The sequence below is a fragment of the Sulfitobacter sp. 1A13353 genome (assembly GCF_043557255.1).
GTDB classification, from domain to species: domain Bacteria; phylum Pseudomonadota; class Alphaproteobacteria; order Rhodobacterales; family Rhodobacteraceae; genus Sulfitobacter; species Sulfitobacter faviae.
Window position 1 is genome coordinate 26,297 of sequence record NZ_JBIFFS010000001.1, and the last position, 23,219, is coordinate 49,515.

Sequence of the window (23,219 nt, forward strand, 5' to 3'; positions counted from 1 at the left end):
GCGCTCAAAGCGCCGCCACCGCCCGCCCCAACACCTCGACTGCCGCGACCAAATCGGCCTCATCCGTGTCCTCCTCAAAAGCATGGCTGATCCCGTTGATCGACGGCGCGAACAGCATCGCCACCGGCATCAGCCGCGCCACATTGGTCGCGTCATGCAGCGCGCCTGAGGGCATCTTGCGCCATTTGCCGGGGGCCACAGCTTCAGCCGCCTCCGCCAGCGCATCGCGCAGCTGCGCGTCCATGGAAACCGGCTCCAGTCCCAGTATCGGGCCAAAGGACAGATCCATCCCGCGGCCCTTGGCAACCTCTTCGGCGGTTTCGCGAATGATCTTCTCCATCCGCCCCAAACGGTCGCTATCCCCGTCGCGCCATTGCATGGAGAACACGGCCTTGCCCGGCACAATGGACGAGGCATTGGGGTGCAGGCTGACGTGGCCGATGGTCCAAACGGTGCTCGGCGTCACCACATTGCGCAGCCGGTCGTTCAACAGACTGTTAAACTCCGACACCGCCTGAAAAGCATCGCGCCGCACCGCCATCGGGGTGGTGCCCGCGTGGTTCTGCTGGCCCTCAAAGGTCACCTTCATGTCGCGGATGCCGACGATGTCGCTGACCACACCGATCTGCTCACCGCTGTCATCCAGCGTCGGCCCCTGTTCGATGTGCAACTCGATATAGCCGGTGAACTGCGCGGGATCGACGGGGCCGGTGACCATACCCGCCATCGCGCGGCGCGCCTCGGCCAAGCTGACCCCGGCGTCGTCGGTAAAGCCATCGGCCTCGGCCTGATCCAAAGCGCCGGACCAGACCGTCGAACCGGTGGTCACGCCAAAGCGCCCTTCTTCGTCCTGAAACGACACGACCGAGACCGCAGGCCCTCCGGCCTCACCCGCCGCACGGGCGACTTCAAGCGCGGCAATCACGCCCAAGGCCCCATCAAGCCAGCCACCTTCAGGCTGGCTGTCGGAATGCGACCCCAGCAGGATCGAGGGGCCGTCAGCAAGCCCAAAGAGGTTGCCCATGGCATCGACCTCGACCTTCAACCCGGCATCGCGCATCCGCCCGGCAAGCCACTCGCGCGCTTCCACATCGGCGGCGGAATAGGCCGGGCGCACCACGCCCTTGCCCACACCCGCAGCGCCGATGGCGCGCAGATCATGCAGGTCTTTCAAGAAACGGGCGGCATCAATCTTCATTCTTCCAAACTTTCCTTACTCGGCGGCGACGGCCCCTCTCGCCGCCTCCACCTTAACGGCAGAGAACTTAAACTCCGGGATCTTGCCATAGGGGTCAACCGCTGGATTTGTCAGGATATTCGCCGCCGCTTCGACATAGGCGAAGGGCAGGAACACCATGTCGGGCGCCACCGCGCGATCCTCGCGGGCCATAATCTCGATACTGCCGCGCTTGGTCGACAGCCGCACATGTTCCCCCGGGGCCACGCCGAGCCGGCGCAGCGTTGACGGGTGGAGCGAGCAATTCGCCTCCGGCTCCAGCCCATCCAGCACCTTGGAGCGCCGGGTCATCGAGCCGGTGTGCCAATGTTCCAACTGCCGCCCGGTGGTCAGGATCATCGGATAGGCGTCATCCGGCGCGTCATCCGGCGCCACGATCGCGGCGGGGGTGAATTTGGCGCGGCCTTCGGGTCGGGGGAACCCCTCGCTAAAGACAATGGCCTGCCCGGGATCGTTTTCGCTGAGCGACGGGTAGGTCACCGCATTCTCCTGAGCCAGCCGCTCCCAGGTGATGTTGTCGAGCGAGGCCATGTTGCGTTTCATCTCGGCAAAGACCTCCGCCGGGCTTTCGTAGTCCCAGCCCAGCCCCAGCCGCTTGGCCAGTTCCACCTCGATCCACCAATCCTCGCGCGCTTCTCCGGGGGGTGTCACCGCCGGGCGGCCCATCTGCACCTGCCGGTTGGTGTTGGTCACCGTGCCGGACTTCTCGGCGAAGGCCGAGGCGGGGAGGATCACGTCGGCGTAATTCGCTGTCTCGGTCAGGAAAATGTCCTGCACCACGAGGTGGTCGAGTTTCGCAAGCGCCGCCCGCGCGTGATCGACATCCGGGTCCGACATCGCCGGGTTCTCGCCCAGCACATACATCGCCTTGATCTCGCCCTCGTGCACCGCGTCCATGATCTCGGTCACCGTCAGCCCCTTCTCGGCGCTGAAATCATCCGACCCCCAAACCTCGGTGAAAGCCGAGCGCACGCCATCGTCGCCGACGGGCTGGTAGTCGGGCAGGAACATCGGAATGAGGCCCGCATCCGAGGCGCCCTGCACGTTGTTCTGCCCGCGCAAGGGATGCAGCCCGGTGCCGGGGCGGCCGACGTGGCCGGTCATCAGCGCCAGCGAAATCAGGCAGCGCGAATTGTCGGTGCCGTGGATGTGCTGGCTCACCCCCATCCCCCAGAAAATCATCCCCGCTTTGGCCCCCGCGAAGGTCCGCGCCACGTCGCGCAGCACCTCGGCCTCAATGCCGCAGACGGCGGCCATGGCTTCGGGCGGGAAATCCTTCAGATGCGCCTTCTCGGCCTCCCAGTTCTCGGTATAGGCCTTGATATATTGCTCGTCGTAGAGGCCTTCTTCGACAATCACATGCATGATCGCGTTCAGCATCGCCACGTCGGTGCCGGGGCGGAACTGCAGCATATGCGACGCGAAACGCCGCAGGCCCTGCCCGCGCGGGTCCATGACAATGAGCTTGCCGCCGCGCTTGGTGAACTGCTTGAAATAGGTCGCGGCGACGGGGTGGTTCTCCACCGGGTTGGCGCCGATCACGATGGCCACGTCGGCGTTCTCGATCTCATTGAAGGTCGCGGTAACCGCGCCGCTCCCGACATTCTCCATCAGCGCCGCGACCGAGGAGGCATGGCACAGCCGCGTGCAGTGGTCGACGTTGTTGTGCCCGAACCCCTGCCGGATCATCTTCTGGAACAGATAGGCTTCCTCGTTAGTGCATTTGGCACTGCCGAAACCCGCCACCTCGCGCCGGCGCCCTTTCAGGCCCTTGGCGGCAAAATCGAGCGCCTCGTCCCAGGACGCCTCGCGGAACACCTCGCCCCAGTTGCCCGGATCGACGTTCAGCCCCTTGGCGGGCGCGTCGTCGCGGCGGATCAGCGGCTTGGTCAGGCGGTGCTCGTGGTGGATGTAGTCGAAGCCAAAGCGCCCTTTGACGCAGAGCCGCCCCTCGTTGGCCGGGCCATTGATCCCCTCGACATATTTGACCTTGTTGTCCTTCACCTTCAGCGAGATCTGGCAGCCGACGCCGCAGAAGGGGCAGACGCTTTCGACCTCGCGGTCATAATCCGCGCTATCACCCACTTGCGCCTCGTCGACCACGCTGGCGGGCATCAGCGCCCCCGTCGGACAGGCCTGCACGCATTCGCCGCAGGCCACGCAGGTCGAGGCACCCATGGGATCGTCGATGTCGAAGACCGGATAGGCGTCATGGCCGCGTCCTGCCATGCCGATCACGTCATTGACCTGCACCTCACGGCAAGCACGAACGCAGAGGTTGCACTGGATACAGGCGTCGAGATTAACCCGCATCGCGACATGGCTGTCGTCCAAAAGCGGCACGCGGTCGCGCTCCAACTTGGGAAAACGGCTTTCCTCTACGCCGCTCTGCGCCGCCATCTCACGCATGTGGCTCGACTTGTCATGCGCCACGTCCTGCGCGGGCTGGTCGGCCAGCAGCAGTTCCATCACCATCTTGCGCGCATTCTCGGCCCGCGCGTTGTTGGTGGTCACGACCATCCCCTCGGCAGGTTCGCGGATGCACGACGCTGCCAGCACACGCTCGCCCTCGATCTCGACCATACAGGCGCGGCAGTTGCCGTCGGGGCGGTAGCCGGGGGTGGGTTTGTGGCACAGATGCGGGATTTTCAAACCCCGACCGTTGGCGACCTCCCAAATGGTCATGCCGGCCTCGGCCTCGACGGTCTGCCCATCAAGCGTGAATGTGATCCTCTCGGCCATGGCTGCCCCCTCCCCTTGGCTATTGCCCAAACTATAGGCAAAATCCGGCGCTTGTCAGGGGCCAATCCCGACACCCCGTCACGGATAAACGCCGCGGCGGTGCATTGGGGCGCAGTGCATTGTATGGCCAGACAAGCTGCCCTATCACTTGGGCGAACAGTGAAAGCCATTTGATGTCCCACATTACCCTGATCCGCCACGGCCAAGCCAATTCCACCGCCAAGGACGAGCTGAGCTATGATCAACTCAGCCCGCTTGGCCATGAGCAAGCCGCGTGGCTGGGCGACCATCTGCGCCAGAGCGAGACCTACCACACAAGGCTCTATACCGGCACGTTGACCCGCCATATCGAGACTGCCGAGGGGATGAACACCGGGCTGGAGCCCATCCGCGATGCGCGGTTGAACGAGTTGGAGTATTTCACCCTCGCCAATCTAATGGAGCAGCAGCACAAGGTGCCCTTCCCGCGCGAGGGCGAGTTCGTGCACCACCTGCCGCAGGTCTTCGACTATTGGAAGGCGGGCAAGCTCGCCGACACGCCCGAAACCTACGAGAGCTTCGAGACGCGGGTGCAATCCGTCCTTGCCGAGATCGCCGAGGGCGAAGGCCCGGCGCTGGTGGTGACCTCGGGCGGGCTGATCTCTCTCGCGATGGCGCAGGCGATGGGCGTGGGAATCCCGGCGATGGCACGGCTGGCGCTGGCGATCATGCATACCTCGATGCACCGGCTCTTTCCCATCGGCGGCCATTGGTCGCCGGTGCTGTTCAACGCGGTGCCGCATCTTGACCGGCCCGACCGCCGCCTTGCACAAACGCATATGTAACCCCTCGCCCGCGAAAGGCTGACCCATGCTGAAACTTCACTACGCCCCCGGCACGATCTCGGTCGCAGTTGCCATCGCCCTCGAAGAAGCGGGGCTGGCCTATGAGCCGGTGAAGGTCGATTTCGCCAGCGCCGAACAGACCGCAGCACCCTATCTGGCGCTGAACCCCAAGGGCCGCGTGCCGACCCTCGTGACCGAAGCGGGCAGCGCCCTGACCGAGACCGGCGCGCTGTTGGACTATGTCGCCGCCCGTGCGCCCGATGCGGGGCTGGTCCCTGCCGACCCTGAACGCGCGGCGCATATGCGCGGGGTGATGTATTACCTCGCCTCGACCATGCATGTGGCCCACGCGCATAAAATGCGCGGCCACCGCTGGGCCGATCAGCAATCCAGCTTTGACGATATGAAAGCCAAGGTGCCGCAGACCATGGCCGATTGCGCCGCCTATATTGAGAACCACGCCTTTAGGGGTGACTTCGTGGCGGGTGATGCCCTGTCGCTGGCCGATCCCTATCTCTTTGTCGTCTCGGGGTGGCTGGCCGGTGACGGGGTCGACCGTGCGGCCTACCCACGGCTCGACGCCTTCGCCGCCCGGATGGAAGACCGCGACAGCGTCAAGGCCATGCGCGCGAAAGGATTCTTGGCATGACCCACCTATGGCTCCGCGCCGAGCAGCGCGACAATGAGACCCGCACCGGGCTGACGCCCGAAGGGGCCGCCGCGCTGATCGCATCCGGCACGAAGGTGAGCATCGAAGACAGTGACAGCCGCGTGATCCCCACCGCCGCCTATGCGCGGGCGGGGTGCGAGATCGTTCCGGCCCATAGCTGGCCCGAGGCCCCGCGCGATGCGGTGATCTTTGGCCTCAAGGAACTGCCCGAAGACGGCACGCCCCTGCCGCATACGCACATCATGTTCGGCCATGCCTACAAGGGCCAATCCTCGGGCCGCAAACTACTAGAGCGGTTCAAGGCCGGCGGCGGCGCGCTGCTGGATTTGGAGTACCTGACCGATGACGATGGCCGCCGCGTTGCCGCCTTTGGCTATTGGGCGGGCTTTGCGGGGGCAGCCGTCTCGGTCAAATGCCGCATCGCGCAGCTGCGCGGAGAGACCTGCGGGCCGGTTGCGCCCTACGCTAACGCCGAAGCGCTGAAAGCCGCATTGAGCAAAGAACTCGCCCAAGTCGACGCGAGCGGCGACCGCGCGCTCGTGATCGGGGCCTTGGGCCGGGTGGGACGCGGGGCGAGCGATCTTTGCGCGGCACTTGGCATCCCCGTCACCGGTTGGGACATGGCAGAGACCGCCCACGGCGGACCCTTCCCCGAAATCCTCGACCACGCCTATTTCTTCAACTGCATCCTCGCAGGGCCAGACACCCCCGCCTTCGTCCGCCCCGATGCCCCTCAGGCCGAGCGCGCCCTGCGCGTGATCGGCGACATCGCCTGCGACCCCGACAGCGCCTTCAACCCGGTGCAGGTCTATGACCGCGCGACCACTTGGGCGGAGCCAGCGCTGCGCGTGCATGACGCGCCGCCGCTGGATGTCATGGCCATCGACAACCTGCCATCCATGCTGCCGCGCGAAAGCTCAGAGGATTTCGCGGGCCAGTTGCTGCCGACCCTGCAGGCGCTGTCAAAGACGGATCATGCCGTCTGGCAACGTGCGCGAGATCTGTTCGATCAGCATGTCGCCGAGGTCTGACCTTCAGGAAAAGAACCGGTAATACAGCCAATCCGGCAGGAAGCGCCCCAAACGGAACAGCAGTGAGAAGCCGTAAGGGAAATCCAGTTTAAAACTGTCGCTGTTCATATGCTCGAAGACGCGCCGCGCGGCGTCATCGGGCTCCATCAAAAAGGGCATTTTGAAATCGTTCTTGTCGGTCAACTGGGTCTTGATAAAGCCCGGGTTGATCGCCTGCACCTGCACGCCCGTCTTGCGCAGATCGGCATGCATGCATTCCGCCAGCGACAGCGTCGCCGCCTTGGAGGCCGTATAGCCGATGGAGCCGGGCAGCCCGCGATAGGCGGTCAGGCTGGAGGTGATGACGATATGCCCGTGATCGCGGGCGACCATCTGCGGCACCACCTGCCCCAAGACGCGCATCAAGCCGGTGAAGTTCACGTCGGCCATGGTCACCCCATGTTTCGCGTCCCAATCCCGCGCGCCAAAGGGCCAATAGGCCCCCGCCAGATAGACCAGCCCGTCGATCGGCCCCACATCCTTGGCCGCCTGTGCGACGTCTTCGTCATCGGTCACATCCATGACCCGCACCCGTGCCCGCCCCGGCAGCGCCTGCGCGAGTTCGGTCAGCTTGTCTTCGGACCGGGCCGAGAGGATCACCTCGGCCCCGGTGCGGCTCAGCTGATGCGCCAGTGCTGCGCCAAGCCCGTCGCTCGCGCCCACCAGCCAATAGGTCTTGCCTTGCCAGTCTTTCATCTTTCCTCCGTCGGTCGCAGGGTGGCGACCAATTCTGCTACTTTGATCCCGAACTTCCGAAACTGGCTGCGATTGACGATGGTGCCATCGGGGGTGAGATACATCCAATCGACGGTTTTCAGCACATGGCTGCCCAGTTCCTCGGGCAGTTGGATACGATAGCGCAACTGCAATGTCGGACCAGCCTGAACGCCCTGCCCCACCCCGATCACATCCGGCGCAGTGCTGGTGAAACGTCCATTCTCGCCCAGTGTCACGGTCCATTCGCGCTGCTGACGCGAACCATCGTTATAGCGAAAACTCTCGGCAACTGTGGCGACATCGCCCTCCCAAGACACGTCGAACTTGGCCGTGAAGCTGCTGGTGACCCGGCCAAGGGGGCCGAAAATCACGCCCTCGCAGATCATCTCATCGCGCAGATGCAAACGCAGGTCGAAGACGGGGAAGGAATCCACATAGTCGCTGGGCGATTGCCCGTGAAACTCCCCCAACCGGCGGCGCAGGAAGGTGAGCAATAGACCAAGGCCCAGCCCGACAGCGATAAAGATCAGCGGCTCTGTCACGATGTCTCCACGTCTTTTGCACCGGCGAGAAGAGCGATCGCCAGCAATTTCAGGGCGCAAGGTACACCGGCATAGAACCAGATCAACAGGGAGATGGATGTGTCGGAACTGGTTCCCGTCGCGGTCTGCAACCCTGCGCCTTCTAGGGCGGGAAGTAGGGCCGCCGCCGCGAAAGCCAAGGTCAGTTTGGACACGAAAGACCAAAGGCCAAAGCCTTCGGCCGCCGAGGGAGAGATCTGCGCCATGCGGTTGGCGAACATGGCAGGCAGTAGGGTGAGGTCGGCCCCCAAGACCGCGCCGGAAGCCAGACAGACCAAGGCGAACAGCACCACATCCCCCGGACCCAGAAACAGCGCCCCGCCGAAAGCGGCGATGCCCAAGGCCATCGCCGCCAAAAGTACCCGGCGCGGGCCGTGGCGTTCGGCCAGCATCCCCCAAAGCGGAGCTGCCGCCGCCGCTGCGATGAAAAACAGCAGCAAGAGCGGCCCCTCCCATCCCGGTGCCTCAAGCGCCAGTTCGACGTAAAAGAGAAACAGGGTCGAGGTCACGGCCACCGGGGCGGCATTGACCAGAGCGATCAGCAACAGCCGCCGCGCCTGCCCGTCGCGCAAGACGATGCCGAAACCGCTCGCCCCCGGCAACCCTGTCGCCCGCCACTCCCTGCGCATCGCGACCACGGCCCAGAGCGCTAGAACCGCGAACCCGATCGCGAAACCGGCAAAAGGCCGGTCCAGCGCCAAGCCCAGCAGCAGGGGCGCGACAGAGGCGAGACAGACGCCCAAAAGCGCCCCGGTCTCGCGCCAGCGGGCGAGGGTCAGATGTCCGGCCCCCGGCAGGCTGTCGGCCTTGGCCACCCCTTGGGCATAGAAACAGATGGTCAGAAAGCTGAAGGCCGAGAAGACCAGCGTCAGCATCAGGGCGAACCACAGCACGGGCGCCATTGGCGCGGGCACCGCGAAAAGCCCCAGCATCGCCAGCGCCATCACCGCCCCCGCCACCGTCACCGCCAGCCCGCGTTTGTGGCGCAGCGCTTGGGCCAGCCATCCAAGCGCGGGGTCTTGCACCACGTCCAACAGCCGCAATCCAAAAAGCACAGAGCCAAGCGCCGTCAGCGAAACCCCGTATTCATCGACATAGAACTTCGGCGCGTGAATGTAGATTGGCAGCCCCGCCGCGGCGAGCAATGCGGCGAAAAGCGCATAGGCGGGCAGCCGGGCCGCGCGCGCCCTCATCGCCCGCCCGCGCCATGGGCCGCATCGCGGGAAACCTCGACCTGCGGTGCCTCGGGGCGGTTGCGGAACCCCGCCCCCTTGAGCCAGAGCTTCAGCGCCTGCCAATGGATCAGCGCCAGCACCCGCCGCGCCCCAAAGGGGCGGCGCAGCAGCGACCATAGGATACGGCCATTGGTCAGCGGCGCACGCGGCCCGGTCAAGGTGGCGATCAACCCGTTCTCCCCATCCGAGAAATCGATCCAGATGCCGATCCGCTCAGCACTGATGTCAAAGCGAAAGACATAGCCGCCCGAGATGTCCTGAAAGGGCGAGACATGCATGAGCTTTGCAGCCCGCAAGCGATCCTCAGGCGCGATGGGGCGCAGGTCGGGGTGATGGCAGAGATAGGAATGCCGGTCGCCATAGGTATTCGTGACCTCGGCAATCACGGCAATCAGCGCATCATCGGCCCGACGGCAGAGCCAAAAGCTGACCGGGTTGAAGACATGGCCCAGCATCCGCGGCTGCGCCAGAAGTTCGATCCGCGCGACCCCGGTGATGTCATGCGCCGCCAAAACCTCGCGCACCCAAGGGGCGCCGCGCCCCTGCCCCGGCGCGCCGCCGTGGTCGCTGTCGTGCAGGCTGGTCACATTCGCACCATTGCGGGCGAAAAGCGTGGGCGTCCTTAACGCCCCGGTCTCGGCGTCGCAGATCACATAGTCGACCGAATAGCGGAAACGGTTCTCGACCGCGCCCTTGCGGCCATGGAAGGTCTGGCCGCGGATATGATCGACCTGAGCCGTCACTCCGCCGCCAAGGGCGCCGCCCGCGCGGCCTGCATCCGTTCGACCACATCCACCGCGCTGGCCAGCCCGTCTTCGTGAAAGCCATTGCGCAACCATGCACCGCAGAACCATGTGTTATGGCTGCCGTTGAAGGCGCGTACCTCGTCCTGCGCGGCTAAGGCGGCAAGGTCATAGACCGGATGGCGCAGGGTCACTTGGTCATAGATCAGCTCTTCGCGGATGGTGCGTTTGGTGTTGAGCGTGACAAAATGCGGATCGTCCTGCGGGATCGGTTGCAGCGAGTTCATCCAATAGGTCAGGTCGATCCGGTCGGACTTCTGCTCACGATCCTCGGTATAAACCCACGATGCCCAAGTGGAGCGCCGCTTGGGCATGATGCTGGCATCGGCATGCAGCACGATGTCATTGGGCTGGTAGCGGATGGCGCCGAGGGCGCGCTGCTCGGCCTCGGTCGGGTCGGACAACATCGACAGCGTGTCGTCGGAATGGGTGGCAAAGATCACCTCGTCGAAAGTCTCCCACTCCCCGCCATAGGCGCGGACCTCGGCCCCCTGCGCCGTGCGGCGCACCGCCTGCACAGGGCTGTCGGTGCGCAGGTCGACACCTTTGGTGCGCAGCGCACTCTCCAACCGGTCGACATATTGGCGCGAGCCGCCTTTGACCGTGTACCACTGGTGCTGGCCGGAATAATTCAGCAGCGCGTGGTTTTCGAAGAAATTGACCATGGCATGGGCGGGGAAATCCATGATCTTTTCCGTCGGGGTGGACCAGATCGCACCCGACAGGGGCGACAGGTAGAAGTCGCGGAAATATGGCCCGGTGCCCAGCTGGTCGAGAAACTCTGCGATGGTCATCGACGGGTCGCGCGACACCGCCAGCGCGTTCTTGTTGAAATGCAGAATGTCCCGCAGCATCCGCAGGAAAGGCGGGCTGAACATATTGCGTTTCTGGGCGAAGACCGCGTTGAAATTGGTCAGCGCATATTCCAGCCGCCCGCCATCAATCGACGCGCCGAAGCTCATGTTCGAGGGTACGACCGGCACGTCCAATTCCGCAAACAGCGCCGCAAGATGCGGGTAGTTGGCATAGTTGAACACGATGAAACCGGTATCGACCGGCTGATCGCCATTCTTGCCCGCGATCACCGTCCGCGCATGGCCGCCGATCTTGGCCCCCGCCTCATAGAGGGTGACGCGGTCCGCAGGTGCCAGCATATGCGCCGCCCCCATGCCGGAAATCCCGCCGCCAATCACGGCGACACGCCGCCCAAGCGGCTGTGGAGGGAGGGTACTGTCGTTCAGAGCTTCGAAAGGCATAGGCGTCCTGCTTTGGTCCGGAACTTTGGATATGGGGCACCCACGGGTAAAGGGGAGTTAAAGTTGCAGCGCCCGATAGATTTTCTTGGAAGAATGCACGCAGCACCGCGACCGCGTGCAAAGCCCTTGGAGGGCACTAGGACAGCAGGCTGTCGAGCGCCGCTTGCCCGCGGCTGAGCTGGCCCAAATAGCTGTCGGTGTCGATATTGGCCCCGCAGACGATCACGCCGACGCGCCGCCCAGCCAATTGACCACGCAGGGGGCCGAACGCGCCCGCCATCGCGGCCCCGGCGGCAGGTTCCACCGCCAGTTTTGCCGCCTGTTGCAACACCACCATCCCGGCGCAGATCGCATCGTCGCTGACCGTCACCACGTCATCGACATAGACCGCGCAAAGCGCATGGCCGAAAGGCAGCGCCATCGGCGGGGCAAGGCTGTCGGCGATTGTGTTGACCTGAGGGATCGTCACCGGCGCGCCGGAGGCGAGGCTTTGCGACATGCTGTCGGCGCCCTCGGGCTCCACGCCATAGACCCGACAAGCGGGGTTGATCGCCTTGACCGCGGCGGCGACACCGCTGATCAGCCCGCCACCGCCGACCGAGACGACGACCGCGTCCAAATCCGCCACCTGCGCCATCAGTTCCAGCCCCACCCCGGCGGTGCCGAGCGAGGTGTGCAGCCCCTCGAAAGGATGGATAAAGAACCGCCCCTCTTCGCGCACCAACCGCTCGGCCTCGGCAAAGGTCTCTTGCCCGGCGGGTTTCAGGATGACCTCGGCCCCGGTGGCACGGGCGAGGGCGACGCGAAAGGGGTTGGCATTGTCCTGCATCACCACCTTGGCGCTGATGGCAAGCTTGGCCGCGGCCCAGCCTGCGGCAATGGCGTGGTTGCCCGCGCTGGCCGCGGTGATCCCGCGCCCGCGGGTGTCATCGTCAAGCTGTCGCGCCACCGACAGCGCGCCGCGGGCCTTGAAGGTGCCGGTATGCTGGAAACACTCCAGTTTGAGCGCGACCCGCGCGCCGCCCAGCACCTCGTCGACCATGGGAGAGGAGAGCGTCACCACCGGTGTTTGCACGATATCGCCCCGCAACGCGGCGGCCCGCGTCTGCATCGCCTCCAGCGTCATCCCGGTAATGTCCACGTCGTTCATTCAGCCGTTCCCTTCGGGTGTCCTTAGGGGAACAATAGCCTCGGTTTTGGCTTCTGCCAGTTCTTCGAAGTCGAAATTATGCAAGCGCCCCGCGCGTTTGGCGGCTTTTTCGCTGCTGACTTTGATCTCTTCCACGTCCCGCCGCGCTTGGGTGAAATGCCGGTCGAGGTTGCCCACCCGGGTCGCCAGACGTTCTACATCCTTGTTCAGATTGCCCAACTCTTTGCGGATCGCGCCTGCCTGTTCGCGCATCCGCGCGTCCTTCAGGATCGCGCGCATGGTGTTGAGCGTGGCCATGCAGGTGGTCGGGCTGACGATCCAGACGCGTTTCTCAAAGCCTTCGCGCACGAGTTCGGAAAAATTCGCGTGCAACTCGGCATAGACCGCCTCGGAGGGCAGGAACATCAAGGCGCCTTCCGCCGTCTCCCCCTCCAGAATGTATTTGTCGGCGATGGCATTGAGGTGCACCCGCACGGCGGTCTTCATCTGTTGGGCGGCGGCGCGGGTCTCGGCTTCGGTCTTGGCGCGGCGCAGGGCCTCATAGGCTTCCAACGGGAATTTACTGTCGATCACGATCGGCCCGGGCGGGTTGGGCAGATGGATCAGGCAATCGGGCCGCTTGCCGTTGCTGAGCGTGGCTTGCAGCGAATAGCTGTCGCTTGGCAGGGCTTTCGACACGATATCCTGCAACTGGATTTCACCGAAGGATCCGCGCGTTTGCTTGTTGCTGAGGATGTCTTGGAGCGACAGCACGTCGCCCGACAGTTTGGTGATATTATCCTGCGCCTTGTCGATCGAGGCCAGACGCTCCTGCAACTGCGCAAGACTGGAGGTGGTGCGTTTGGACGAGCCGTGCAGCGTCTCGGTCATGCGCTGCTGCATCTCGGCGAGCGAGCGCGCCGAGCGGGCAGCGTTGTCGGCCAGCCGGTCCTGCATCTGCTGCTGCACATAGGCCAGCCGCGCTTCCATCGTCTGCATCATCTGCGCTTGGGTGTTGCTTTGCGTGTCCGAGACCATTTGCAACCCGCCGCGCAGCTGCTCCTGCCCTTGCCCCAATTGCTGCACATGGCCGCCAAGCACGCGCATCTGCTGCGCCAAGGGGGCGGCCACACGGGCCGAACGGCCCGCGGCGCGGACCGCCATGATCAGCAGGATGACGATGAGCAACAGCAGCCCCGCGCCCGCAAGGGCCAAGAGCGTTACAGGGTTGGAGAGGGTCAGGGTCGTGCCGCCAAGCTCCATCAAGTGCGCCCGAAGAGCCGTTCAATATCGGCGAGTTTGAGTTCAACATAGGTGGGCCGCCCGTGGTTGCACTGGCCCGAATGCGGCGTCGCCTCCATCTCGCGCAAGAGCGCGTTCATCTCTTCGGCGCGCATCCAGCGGCCCGAGCGGATCGAGCCATGACAAGCCACCCGGCTTAGGATCGCTTCGATCTTGGCCTGAACGATGTTGCTGCTCTCGCCCTCAGCCAACTCATCGAGCACGTCGAGGATCAGCGCACGGGCGTTCACGGTGCCGAGGATCGCAGGCGTCTCGCGCACAGCGATGGCGCTGCCGCCGAAGGCTTCGATGCCAAGGCCAAGTTTCGCCAGTTCCTCCGCCAGTTCCAGCAGGCGCGCGCAGTCATTGGCGGACAGTTCGACGATCTCGGGGATCAGCAGCGCTTGGGCCGCGACGCCGTTCTCGTTCATCTGCCGCTTGAGTTTTTCATAGACCAGCCGCTCATGCGCCGCATGCTGATCGACGATGACCATGCCATTGGCGGTCTGGGCGATGATGTAATTTTCGTGCACCTGCCCCCGCGCGGTGCCAAGCGGGTAATCGGGGGTGGGCGCGGCCTCTTCCGCTTCGGGGGCGGCGGCATGGCTCGGCGCGGGGGTCTCGGGCAGCGGCGTGCCCTCCACCCGGCCCCAAACGCCTGCGGTCTCGGCAAAGCCGGGGGCCTGCGTCTGATAGGCGGCCTCCCGTGCGGCGGGGCTGGGGCGGTCCATGCCCGCGCGGTCCATCTGATAGACCCGCGCGCCCTGCGGCTCAGGCTGCATCGCGCCCAGGGTCGCCTGCGCCACGGTGGTCGAAGCGCGGTGTCCCGCTTCAGCCAGCGCGTGGCGCAGGGCCGAGACGATCAGCCCCCGCGCCAGCCCCGGATCGCGAAAGCGCACTTCGGATTTCGCGGGATGCACGTTCACATCGACGAGCGTCGGCGGGCATTCCACAAATAGCGCCGCCGCCGGGTGACGGTCCCGGCTCAGGAAATCGAAATAGGCCCCGCGCAAAGCTCCGGTCAGCAGTTTGTCCCGCACCGGGCGGCCATTCACGAAGAGATATTGTGCCACGGCAGAGCCGCGCGAGTAGGTCGGCAGAGCAGCGAAACCGGTCAAATGCAACCCCTCGCGCATGGCGTCGATGGGCAGGGCATTCTCGGCAAACTCGCGCCCCAGCACCTGCGCCAGTCGGCCATGCAGCGCATCGAAGAGATCGCCCTGCTCGGCCTCGGCGCGGAACACATCGCGGCCCTTACCGTCACCTGAGACATCGCGCAGCACGAAACGCACGAAAGGCTCGGCCATGGCCAGCCGTTTGATGACATCGCCGATCGCCTGCGCCTCGGCCCGGTCGGTGCGCAGAAACTTGAGCCGCGCAGGCGTGGCGAAGAACAGATCGCGCAGGGTGACGATAGTGCCCCCGTTCAACGCCGCCGGGCGCACCTCGCCCATGCGGCCCCCGTCGACGGTGATCTCGGCCCCGTCGAACCCGGCCGCGCGGCTGGTAATCGTGAGCCGCCCGACAGCGCCGAGCGAGGGCAACGCCTCGCCGCGGAAGCCGAAGGTGTGGATATCCAGCAGGTCGGAACCGTCGATTTTGGAGGTCGCATGACGCGACAGGGCCAGCGGCAAATCTTCGGGCGCGATGCCGCAGCCGTCGTCCGTGACACGGATCATCGTCTTGCCGCCATCGGCATATTCCACGGTGATGCGCCGCGCGCCCGCGTCGATGGCGTTCTCGACCAATTCCTTGACCGCCGAGGCGGGCCGTTCGACCACCTCGCCCGCGGCGATGCGGTTGATCGCGGAATCGTCCAACTGACGGATGACGGGGCGAACTTCGCTTATATTGGGGGTCGGGCTGGGCATACCGCAAGACCTAGCATGGCGGCTTTTGATTCTGCCAGATGTGAATGCGTCTATGAGAGCCGGGTATCAGAGGTTCTGGGCAAAGTCAGCGGACCGCCGCCAAAGGTGGGGCGATCCGCTGCTGGGTCGGCTACTCGGCGCACTGGTGCTTTTGTTATTCCGGTCTTATCAGAGCGGCGGGCGACCCGGGTACAAGTCGTCTCCGGCGGAGCTTGTCACCTGTATAGACGCAGGACGAATCACAGGTCAAAGCAAAAGCGAATCAGTCGCCGATAAAACGAATCGTTGCGATTCGGTTAAGCAGTGGGCGCGGCGGCGCCTCTATGCCGATGCGGCCCCATCACTGCCGCGGCGCCAAGGATCAGCCCTGAGACAGTCGCGATCATCCCCGCCGCCGAGACCGAATCCCGCAGCCCAATCCACAGCGGCCCGTAACCTGCCAAGACATAGCCCAAAATCGCGGCCACCGTGGCAAAACCCACCGACCATGCAATCTGATGCTCCAGCCGGTTGGTCATCATCCGCGCCGCAGCGGGCGGGCAGATGAACATGGCGATCACGATGATGCTGCCCACCGCGTCAAAGGCGGCCACGGCGGCAATGGCGGCGACGATCACCAGCCCAAGGCCCAAAGGGCCGGTCTTCATCCCGATGGTGCGGGCAAAGCCTTCGTCGAATGTGCTGATCTTGAGCGGACGCCAGAACACCGCCGTGAAAAGCGCAACGAAAAGAAACGTGATCGCCATGCGCGGCAGCTCCACCGGGATGGTCGCCAGCGCCTCGGGGTCGAGCAGCGCCCCCCAGCCGGTCGCATCCAGCCAGATCAGGCTTTCGAGGTTGCCATAAAGCGCATGTTCCACGTCGAGATGCACATTGCTGGTGTCGGATTGTTCCAGCAGCAGCACGCCGCCCGCGAACATCGCGGTAAAGACCACGCCCATGGCCGCGCCGGATTCGATCTTGCCCAAACGGCGCACGCCTTCGATGGCCAGCACGGCGACCAGCGCCGCGCCCGCCGCGCCCAGCAGCATCGGCCAAGTGCTGACCACACCGGTCAGCAGGAACGCCACCACGATCCCCGGCAGCACCACATGGCTGATCGCATCGCCGATCAACGCTTGGCGGCGCAGGACAAGGAAGTTCCCCGGCAAGGCGCAGGCCACCGCCACGAAGATGCCCGTCAGCATCGGCACCAAAGACAGGGGGACGAATTCGGAACCGTTCATGCCATCACCCCGCCGCGCATGTCGATGCGGCTGTCGATTTCGCGGATTTGGTCGGCGGTCAGCACCGTCTCGATGGGGGTCAGACCGTCATATTGCTGGGCCGCCGCCTCGTAAGCTGGATCGCGGCGGATCAGTTGCCAGCGGGTTTCATCGCGCAGCGCCTTGGCCGCGCGGCCCCGGCCCGCCTTGGTGGCGACCCCATCGGGCAGGGCGTAGCCCTCGGCCCGCAGCAGGCGGAGGGTAAGTTGTTCGTAGATCGGCTGCCCATGGGCCAAGGCCAAGAGCCCCTGCCGCAGATGGACCCGACGCTGATAGCGCCGGTGCCGCAGTAGCGCCGACAGCGCCCCGCGCCCCGGTGCCAGCAGCAGCGACAGCGCAAAGAGCGCGAAGCCCACCAGAACGATGATCGGCCCCGTTGGCAGGTTCGGCTGGGCCGCTGACAGCGCCGCGCCGATATAGGCCGCAATGCCGCCGAGCGCGCCCGAGATCAGCACCACATGGTCGGTTCGCTCGCTCCAGAAACGCGCGGTGACGGGCGGGATGATCAGCAGCGCCACGATCAGGATCAGCCCCACGATCTTGAGCCCGACCACCGTCACGGCCAGCACCAGCCCCATCATCGCCAGATCCGTGCGCGGCACGTTCTGCCCGATGGCGGTGCCATATTCAGGATCGAAGGAGGCCAGCGTCAGCGGGCGGCGCAAGAGCAGCACCAGCGCCAGCGTCAGCGCCGCCGCCACGGCGATGATCAGCGCATCGCTGCGCAGCATCCCGGCGGTAGAGCCCAAAAGGAAATCCTCCAGCCCCGCCTGACGCCCCGCGCTCATGGTCTGGATCACTGTGAGCAGCACGATGCCAAGGCCAAAGAAAACCGACAGGACCGACCCGATCGCCGCATCTTCGGCCAGTCGCGTGCGGTTGCTGAGCCATGAGACCAAGAGCAGCCCCACCCCTGCCGACAGCGCAGCCCCCAGCAGCAGGCCGATCAGGTTGCGCCCATCGCCGCCCAAAGCGACCATCACCATGAAGGCCAGCGCCACGCCGGGCAGTGTCGCATGCGAAATTGCATCGCTCACCAACGCCCGTTTGCGCAGAAACAAGAAGGTGCCGCCGACGCCTGCCGCCATGCCCAAAAGCGTGGCCCCCAGCGTCACCAGCGTGGCGTTATAGCCCAGTTGCAGTGTCAGCGCGTCCCAGATCATGACAACTGCAAAGCATCCATCTGCGCGCCCGCCAAACGCCCGCCATAGGCGTCTTGCAGGTGGTTGGACTTGAAAACCTCCGCGACGCTGCCCTCGGCCACGCGGTGGGTGTTGATCAGGAAGACATTGTCGAAATACTCAGGCACCGTGGACAGATCATGGTGCACGGCGACGACCGTCTTGCCCGCATCCCGGAGGGATTTCAGCACAGCGATGATCGCCTTTTCCGTCGCCGCATCGACCCCGGCAAAGGGTTCGTCGAGCAGGTAGAGATCCGCATCCTGCGCCAAGGCCCGCGCAAGGAACACCCGCTGCTGCTGGCCGCCCGAGAGTTGGCCGATCTGGCGGGTGGCGAAATCCTCCATCCCGACGCGGGCCAAACAATCGGCGGCGCGGGCGCGGTGCACGGGGCGGATGCGGCCCAAAAGGCCCAGTTGCGGGTAAAGCCCCATCAGCACCACGTCGATCACGCGGGTTGGGAAATCCCAATCCACACTCGCGCGCTGCGGCACATAGGCGATGCGGTGGCGCTGCTCGGCCACCGGCTTGCCATAGACGGTGGCGGTGCCCGCCAGCGGGGTAAGGATGCCCAAAGCGGCCTTGAGCAGCGTCGATTTCCCCGCCCCGTTCGGCCCGATGATCGCCGTCATCTTGCCCGGCTCGACGGTCATATCCACCGAAAAGACCGCAGGCTTCTGCCCGTAGGAAACGGTCATCCCACGCAGGGCGAGCGGGCTGTCGGCGCGGGCGGTCGGCGCGGTCTCACGCGTACGGGCGAGTTCGAGTGTCATGGATCAGCTTCCCTGTGCCAGCTTGCCGGTCATCCCGCCCGCATTCACCGGCGCGCCGAGCGCGCGGGCGATGGTGGTGACGTTGTGATCGATCATACCGATATAAGTGCCCTCATAGCTGCCCGGTTCCCCCATGGCGTCACTATAGAGCGACCCGCCGATCACGACCTTATGACCGCGCGCCGCAGCCCCCTCGACCAGTGCGCGCATGTTACGGTCGGACACCGAGGTTTCGACGAAAACCGCGCCGATCTCGCGTTCGACAAGCTCATCGACGAGCGAAGAGATGCGATTGAGCCCCGCCTCGCTGTTGGTCGAGATGCCTTGAATGCCGATCACCTCGAACCCAAAGGCGCGCCCGAAGTAGCTGAAAGCGTCATGCGCCGTGACCAAGACACGCTGGCCTTCGGGCACCTGCGCCACGGTCTCGGCGGCATAGGCTGCGAGTTGGTCCAGTTCCGCGCGGTAGGTCTTGGCATTCGCGGCAAAGGTCTCGACCCCCGCCGGATGTGCTTCGCTCAGCGCGCGGGTCACCTCATTCACCACGGCGATCCATGTGTTGGGGTCCATCCAGACATGCGGGTCATAGCGGCCCTCGTAATCCGGGTGGCTGAGCAAACCATCCTTGGGCAGCGCATCGGCCACGGCGATCACGGCGCGTTTGCGGCCCAGATCTTCAAAGAACCGCTCCATCTGCGCCTCAAGGTAAAGGCCGTGCCAGAGCACCAGATCGGCCCGGGTCAGCGCCACGATGTCGCTGCGTGTCTGGCGGTAGCTGTGCGGATCGACGCCCGACCCCATGAGCGAGCGGACCTCCACCAGATCGCCACCGATCCGCCGGGCGGCGTCAGCGATCATGCCGGTGGTCGCAACGACGTTGAGCTTTGGCGCGGCAAAGGCAGCGGGCGCGGCCCCGAGCAGGGCAAATGCGCTCAAGCCGCCGATTAAAGCGGTGCGGCGGGACGGGCGAAACAGATCAGATGCATGTGTCATGGAGGTATTAATGAGAACGATTCTCAATTAAGTCAACAGTTGAGAATGGTTCTCATTAACAATTTCCACATTTCGCCTGTTTTTCAGGCATTCGACCGGTGACGCGGGGTTAGCGTCGCTTGCTTTGGCCCCTGCCCCATGCCATTTTGCGCGCCTGACCAAACCGGAGAGACCCCGATGGCCACCCAGACGACCCCGCAGCACCGTGAGACAGAGACCGACGCGCCGGGCCATCTGCCCCAGGTCACCGAACCCCGCGTCGAACCGATGCCGCTTGATATGGATTGGCTGCGCTCGGTGCAGGCGAATACCTCGGCGATCGAACGCCGCGCCGCCGCCCTGCCCGCCCGCCGTTCGCTGAAAAAGGACCACCAAGCTGCGTGGCTGCTGCGCGCGGTGACCTGTATCGACCTGACGACCCTTTCGGGCGACGACACCGCACGCCGGGTCGAACGGCTTTGCGCCAAGGCGCGGCAACCGATTGCGCCCGATCTGCTCGACGCGCTTGGCATGGCGCCGATCACCACCGGCGCGGTCTGCGTCTATCACGAGATGATCCCCGCCGCGCGGCGCGCGCTGGAGGGGACGAACATCCCCATCGCCGCCGTCTCAACCGGGTTCCCGGCAGGGCTGTCGCCCTTGGAACTGCGCATTCGCGAGATCGAGATGAGTGTTGAGGCCGGGGCGAGTGAGATCGACATCGTGATCTCGCGCCGTCATGTGCTCTCGGGCGACTGGCAGGCGCTTTACGATGAAATGCGCGCCTTCCGCGAGGCCTGCGGCGAGGCCCATGTAAAGGCGATCCTCGCCACCGGCGAATTGGGATCGCTGCGCAATGTGGCGCGGGCGTCGCTGGTTTGCATGATGGCCGGGGCCGATTTCATCAAGACCTCGACCGGCAAGGAAAGTGTTAACGCCACCCTGCCCGTGAGCCTCGTCATGATCCGCGCGATCCGCGAGTATTACGCGCGCACCGGCGTGCGCGTGGGCTACAAGCCCGCGGGCGGCATCTCGAAGGCCAAGGATGCGATCACCTATCTGGCGCTGATGAAGGAAGAGCTGGGCGACCGTTGGTTGCAGCCTGACCTGTTCCGCTTTGGGGCGTCCTCGCTCTTGGGCGATATCGAGCGGCAGTTGGAGCATCATGTGACCGGCAATTATTCGGCGGCTTACCGCCACGCGACCTCCTGAGCCCGTTGCTGGCTGCGGGAAGGTATTTGGAAAAGGATGAAGGCATGAGCGTGTCCGACATATTCGAAAGCATGGAATACGGGCCAGCCCCGGAATCGGCGGCAGATGCGCTGGCGTGGATCGTCGATCAGGGCGGGCGGTTTGGCCATTTCATCGATGGCGCCTTCACTGCGCCGGGGGCGGGGTTTGACAGCACGAACCCGGCGACGGGTGAGGTCTTGGCCAGTCTAACGCAGGCGTCGCAGGGCGATATTGACGCCGCCGTGAAGGCGGCGCGCAAGGCGCAGCCCAAGTGGGAGAAGCTGGGCGGCCATGGCCGGGCGCGGCATATCTATGCGCTAGCGCGGCTGTTGCAGAAACACGCGCGGTTGTTTGCAGTTTTGGAGGTCTTGGACAACGGCAAGCCCATTCGTGAGGCGCGCGATATTGACGTGCCCTTGGCGCAGCGGCATTTCTATTATCACGCGGGCATGGCGCAGTTGATGGAGAGCGAACTGCCCGATGCGCAGGCGCTTGGGGTTTGCGGGCAGATCATCCCCTGGAACTTCCCCCTGCTGATGCTGGCGTGGAAGATCGCGCCCGCACTGGCGATGGGTAATACCGTGGTGTTGAAACCTGCGGAATACACCTCGCTGACCGCGCTCTTGTTTGCCGATATCTGCCGTCAAGCGGGGCTGCCCAAGGGTGTGGTCAATATCGTGACGGGCGATGGCACCGTGGGCGAGATGATCGTCGGCCATCAGGATATCGACAAGATCGCCTTTACCGGCTCCACCGCCGTTGGCCGCCGCATTCGCGAGGCGACGGCGGGGTCCGGCAAGGCGCTGACCTTGGAGTTGGGCGGAAAATCACCTTACATCGTTTTCGACGATGCCGATCTGGATAGCGCCGTCGAAGGGCTGGTCGATGCGATCTGGTTCAATCAGGGGCAGGTCTGCTGTGCCGGCTCGCGCCTGCTGGTGCATGAGCCGGTGGCGGATCGGTTCTATGCCAAGCTGCGCGCGCGGATGGAGAAGCTGCGCGTCGGCGATCCCTTGGACAAAAGCATCGACGTGGGCGCGCTGGTCGACCCGGTGCAATACAAGCGCGTGAACGAGATGGTCGAGGCCAATACCGCCGGTGAGCGTTTCGTGGCACCGGGGGCGATGCCTGAGAATGGCTGTTTCTATCCGCCCACCCTGATTACCGGGCTGAACCCGGCGGATCGGCTGATGCAGGAAGAGATTTTTGGGCCTGTGCTGGTCTCCACCACCTTCCGCACGCCCGGCGAGGCGGTGCAGCTGGCCAATAACACGCGCTACGGTCTGGCGGCGACGGTCTGGACCGAGAATGTGAACCTTGCCCTCGACATCGCGCCGAAGTTGGAGACCGGGATCGTTTGGGTCAATGGCACCAATATGATGGATGCCGCAGCCGGGTTCGGCGGCAAGCGTGAAAGCGGCTTTGGCCGCGAGGGTGGTTGGGAAGGTCTGGCGGGCTATACCAAGCCGAAGACCTCCGCGAAGCCCTTGAAAGAGATCGAAGCTTTCTCAGGTGAGGGCGCGCCGGAGGAGGGGATCGACCGCACCGCGAAGCTTTATATCGGTGGCAAACAGGCGCGGCCCGATGGCGGCTATTCCGCGCCGGTCTGGGGCAAGTCCGGCGGGCTTTTGGGGCATGTGAGCCTCGCCAACCGCAAGGACCTGCGCAATGCGGTCGAGGCGGCACATGCGGCGAAGGGCTGGTCGAAAACCACCGGCCATCTGCGGGCGCAGATTCTGTACTACATTGCCGAGAACCTTTCGGCGCGCGGGGATGAATTCGCAGCACGTCTGGATGCGATGCAGGGCACGAAGACGGGCCGCAAGGAGGTCGATGCGGCCATCGACCGGCTGTTCACCTATGCCGCTTGGGCCGACAAATACGACGGGCAGGTGCATGGGGTGCCGATCCGCGGCGTGGCGCTGGCGATGAAGGAACCCGTGGGTGTGATCGGCGCGCTTTGTCCTGCCGAGGCGCCTTTGCTGGGGCTGATCTCTTGCATGGCGCCCGCCATCGCCATGGGCAACCGTGTGATCCTTTCGGCCTCCGAACCCTTCCCGCTGGCGGCGACGGACTTCGTTCAGGTGCTTGAGACATCGGACATGCCCGCGGGCGTGGTGAATATCCTGACCGGCCCGCAGGCGGATCTGGCCGAGGCGATGGCGCGTCATATGGATGTGGATGCGGTCTGGTCCTTCGGCGCCGCGGCGCTTTCCGGCATTGTCGAGAAAGGGGCCGCGAGCAACATCAAACGCAGCTGGGTCAACCATGGCATGGCGCGGGATTGGTTCGGGGCCGAGGGCGCGGGGCGCGACTTCCTGCAGGCCGCGACCGAGGTCAAGAATATCTGGGTGCCCTACGGCGAATAACGCCCACCGC

General features: G+C 64.8%; 19 protein-coding genes. 5 read left to right on the forward strand and 14 right to left on the reverse strand.

All coding sequences use genetic code 11. From position 1 onward, the window contains the following. Nucleotides 1–4 precede the first annotated feature (4 nt). Both ACGYLO_RS00125 and fdhF read right to left on the reverse strand, forming a co-directional pair. On the reverse strand, nt 5–1,198 hold the full coding sequence (locus ACGYLO_RS00125; RefSeq protein WP_271688889.1) for a Zn-dependent hydrolase: 1,194 nt from the start codon (nt 1,196–1,198) through the stop codon (nt 5–7). 15 nt (nt 1,199–1,213) lie between these two features. After that, entirely contained in the window at nt 1,214–3,979 is a 2,766-nt protein-coding gene (fdhF, locus tag ACGYLO_RS00130) for a formate dehydrogenase subunit alpha (RefSeq protein WP_271688888.1), read from the reverse strand. A 173-nt stretch (nt 3,980–4,152) separates the two neighbouring features. Here fdhF and ACGYLO_RS00135 point away from each other — a divergent pair, with 173 nt between their 5' ends. From ACGYLO_RS00135 to ACGYLO_RS00145, 3 genes are read left to right on the forward strand one after another with little or no spacing between them, the layout of a single operon-like run. Continuing rightward, complete coding sequence (locus ACGYLO_RS00135; protein ID WP_209218422.1) at nt 4,153–4,803, forward strand: histidine phosphatase family protein; 651 nt, start codon at nt 4,153–4,155, stop codon at nt 4,801–4,803. A 25-nt stretch (nt 4,804–4,828) separates the two neighbouring features. Further along, nucleotides 4,829–5,452, forward strand: a complete 624-nt coding sequence (locus ACGYLO_RS00140) for a glutathione S-transferase family protein (RefSeq protein ID WP_271688887.1) — start codon at nt 4,829–4,831, stop codon at nt 5,450–5,452. Next, entirely contained in the window at nt 5,449–6,504 is a 1,056-nt protein-coding gene (locus ACGYLO_RS00145) for a saccharopine dehydrogenase (protein WP_271688886.1), read from the forward strand. Before ACGYLO_RS00140 ends, ACGYLO_RS00145 begins: the two co-directional genes overlap by 4 nt. Nucleotides 6,505–6,507: 3 nt before the next feature. Here the strand turns inward: ACGYLO_RS00145 and ACGYLO_RS00150 are convergent, their stop codons facing one another. The 12 genes from ACGYLO_RS00150 to ACGYLO_RS00205 all read right to left on the reverse strand — a co-directional run bounded on the left by ACGYLO_RS00150 (nt 6,508) and on the right by ACGYLO_RS00205 (nt 19,628). Next, on the reverse strand, nt 6,508–7,239 hold the full coding sequence (locus tag ACGYLO_RS00150; protein ID WP_271688885.1) for an SDR family oxidoreductase: 732 nt from the start codon (nt 7,237–7,239) through the stop codon (nt 6,508–6,510). Then, complete coding sequence (locus tag ACGYLO_RS00155) at nt 7,236–7,802, reverse strand: DUF3833 family protein (protein ID WP_067267771.1); 567 nt, start codon at nt 7,800–7,802, stop codon at nt 7,236–7,238. The genes ACGYLO_RS00150 and ACGYLO_RS00155 overlap by 4 nt, the downstream gene beginning before the upstream one ends. After that, entirely contained in the window at nt 7,799–9,034 is a 1,236-nt protein-coding gene (locus ACGYLO_RS00160) for an MFS transporter (protein WP_271688884.1), read from the reverse strand. Before ACGYLO_RS00160 ends, ACGYLO_RS00155 begins: the two co-directional genes overlap by 4 nt. Then, nucleotides 9,031–9,819: a DUF1365 domain-containing protein gene (locus ACGYLO_RS00165; RefSeq protein ID WP_271688883.1), complete on the reverse strand. Its 789-nt coding sequence runs from the start codon at nt 9,817–9,819 to the stop codon at nt 9,031–9,033. The genes ACGYLO_RS00160 and ACGYLO_RS00165 overlap by 4 nt, the downstream gene beginning before the upstream one ends. Beyond that, nucleotides 9,816–11,135 (reverse strand): NAD(P)/FAD-dependent oxidoreductase, encoded by a 1,320-nt coding sequence (locus ACGYLO_RS00170; RefSeq protein WP_271688882.1) that lies wholly within the window; start codon nt 11,133–11,135, stop codon nt 9,816–9,818. The genes ACGYLO_RS00165 and ACGYLO_RS00170 overlap by 4 nt, the downstream gene beginning before the upstream one ends. 136 nt (nt 11,136–11,271) lie before the next feature. After that, a complete protein-coding gene (locus tag ACGYLO_RS00175; RefSeq protein WP_271688881.1) occupies nt 11,272–12,285 on the reverse strand; it encodes a pyridoxal-phosphate dependent enzyme in 1,014 nt (337 codons plus the stop codon). Beyond that, nucleotides 12,286–13,530, reverse strand: a complete 1,245-nt coding sequence (locus tag ACGYLO_RS00180; protein WP_271688880.1) for a DNA recombination protein RmuC — start codon at nt 13,528–13,530, stop codon at nt 12,286–12,288. It lies immediately after the preceding gene. Continuing rightward, nucleotides 13,527–15,416 carry a DNA mismatch repair endonuclease MutL gene (mutL, locus tag ACGYLO_RS00185; RefSeq protein WP_271688879.1) on the reverse strand — a complete coding sequence of 630 codons (1,890 nt, stop codon included), beginning with the start codon at nt 15,414–15,416 and terminating at the stop codon, nt 13,527–13,529. Before mutL ends, ACGYLO_RS00180 begins: the two co-directional genes overlap by 4 nt. A gap of 296 nt (nt 15,417–15,712) precedes the next feature. Beyond that, nucleotides 15,713–16,642 (reverse strand): metal ABC transporter permease, encoded by a 930-nt coding sequence (locus ACGYLO_RS00190; protein WP_271688878.1) that lies wholly within the window; start codon nt 16,640–16,642, stop codon nt 15,713–15,715. After that, nucleotides 16,639–17,844, reverse strand: coding sequence for a metal ABC transporter permease (locus tag ACGYLO_RS00195; RefSeq protein WP_067266713.1), 1,206 nt, complete (start codon nt 17,842–17,844; stop codon nt 16,639–16,641). The genes ACGYLO_RS00190 and ACGYLO_RS00195 overlap by 4 nt, the downstream gene beginning before the upstream one ends. Beyond that, entirely contained in the window at nt 17,841–18,635 is a 795-nt protein-coding gene (locus tag ACGYLO_RS00200; protein ID WP_271688877.1) for a metal ABC transporter ATP-binding protein, read from the reverse strand. The genes ACGYLO_RS00195 and ACGYLO_RS00200 overlap by 4 nt, the downstream gene beginning before the upstream one ends. A 3-nt stretch (nt 18,636–18,638) precedes the next feature. Then, nucleotides 18,639–19,628 carry a metal ABC transporter solute-binding protein, Zn/Mn family gene (locus tag ACGYLO_RS00205; RefSeq protein WP_271688876.1) on the reverse strand — a complete coding sequence of 330 codons (990 nt, stop codon included), beginning with the start codon at nt 19,626–19,628 and terminating at the stop codon, nt 18,639–18,641. A gap of 177 nt (nt 19,629–19,805) precedes the next feature. Between ACGYLO_RS00205 and deoC the strand changes: the two genes are divergently transcribed. Then, nucleotides 19,806–20,819 (forward strand): deoxyribose-phosphate aldolase, encoded by a 1,014-nt coding sequence (gene deoC, locus ACGYLO_RS00210; RefSeq protein WP_271688875.1) that lies wholly within the window; start codon nt 19,806–19,808, stop codon nt 20,817–20,819. Nucleotides 20,820–20,863: 44 nt separating this feature from the next. Beyond that, complete coding sequence (locus ACGYLO_RS00215; RefSeq protein ID WP_271688874.1) at nt 20,864–23,209, forward strand: aldehyde dehydrogenase family protein; 2,346 nt, start codon at nt 20,864–20,866, stop codon at nt 23,207–23,209. Nucleotides 23,210–23,219: the final 10 nt, after the last annotated feature.

Bases quoted from the DNA above. Each gene is read 5' to 3' on its own strand.
- fdhF (WP_271688888.1), bottom strand. From the start codon at position 3,979: ATGGCCGAGAGGATCACATTCACGCTTGATGGGCAGACCGTCGAGGCC.
- ACGYLO_RS00200 (WP_271688877.1), bottom strand. From the start codon at position 18,635: ATGACACTCGAACTCGCCCGTACGCGTGAGACCGCGCCGACCGCCCGC.
- ACGYLO_RS00175 (WP_271688881.1), bottom strand. From the start codon at position 12,285: ATGAACGACGTGGACATTACCGGGATGACGCTGGAGGCGATGCAGACG.
- ACGYLO_RS00160 (WP_271688884.1), bottom strand. From the start codon at position 9,034: ATGAGGGCGCGCGCGGCCCGGCTGCCCGCCTATGCGCTTTTCGCCGCA.
- mutL (WP_271688879.1), bottom strand. From the start codon at position 15,416: ATGCCCAGCCCGACCCCCAATATAAGCGAAGTTCGCCCCGTCATCCGT.
- ACGYLO_RS00150 (WP_271688885.1), bottom strand. From the start codon at position 7,239: ATGAAAGACTGGCAAGGCAAGACCTATTGGCTGGTGGGCGCGAGCGAC.
- ACGYLO_RS00145 (WP_271688886.1), top strand. From the start codon at position 5,449: ATGACCCACCTATGGCTCCGCGCCGAGCAGCGCGACAATGAGACCCGC.
- ACGYLO_RS00195 (WP_067266713.1), bottom strand. From the start codon at position 17,844: ATGATCTGGGACGCGCTGACACTGCAACTGGGCTATAACGCCACGCTG.
- ACGYLO_RS00170 (WP_271688882.1), bottom strand. From the start codon at position 11,135: ATGCCTTTCGAAGCTCTGAACGACAGTACCCTCCCTCCACAGCCGCTT.
- ACGYLO_RS00205 (WP_271688876.1), bottom strand. From the start codon at position 19,628: ATGACACATGCATCTGATCTGTTTCGCCCGTCCCGCCGCACCGCTTTA.
- deoC (WP_271688875.1), top strand. From the start codon at position 19,806: ATGGCCACCCAGACGACCCCGCAGCACCGTGAGACAGAGACCGACGCG.
- ACGYLO_RS00215 (WP_271688874.1), top strand. From the start codon at position 20,864: ATGAGCGTGTCCGACATATTCGAAAGCATGGAATACGGGCCAGCCCCG.
- ACGYLO_RS00135 (WP_209218422.1), top strand. From the start codon at position 4,153: ATGTCCCACATTACCCTGATCCGCCACGGCCAAGCCAATTCCACCGCC.
- ACGYLO_RS00190 (WP_271688878.1), bottom strand. From the start codon at position 16,642: ATGAACGGTTCCGAATTCGTCCCCCTGTCTTTGGTGCCGATGCTGACG.
- ACGYLO_RS00125 (WP_271688889.1), bottom strand. From the start codon at position 1,198: ATGAAGATTGATGCCGCCCGTTTCTTGAAAGACCTGCATGATCTGCGC.
- ACGYLO_RS00140 (WP_271688887.1), top strand. From the start codon at position 4,829: ATGCTGAAACTTCACTACGCCCCCGGCACGATCTCGGTCGCAGTTGCC.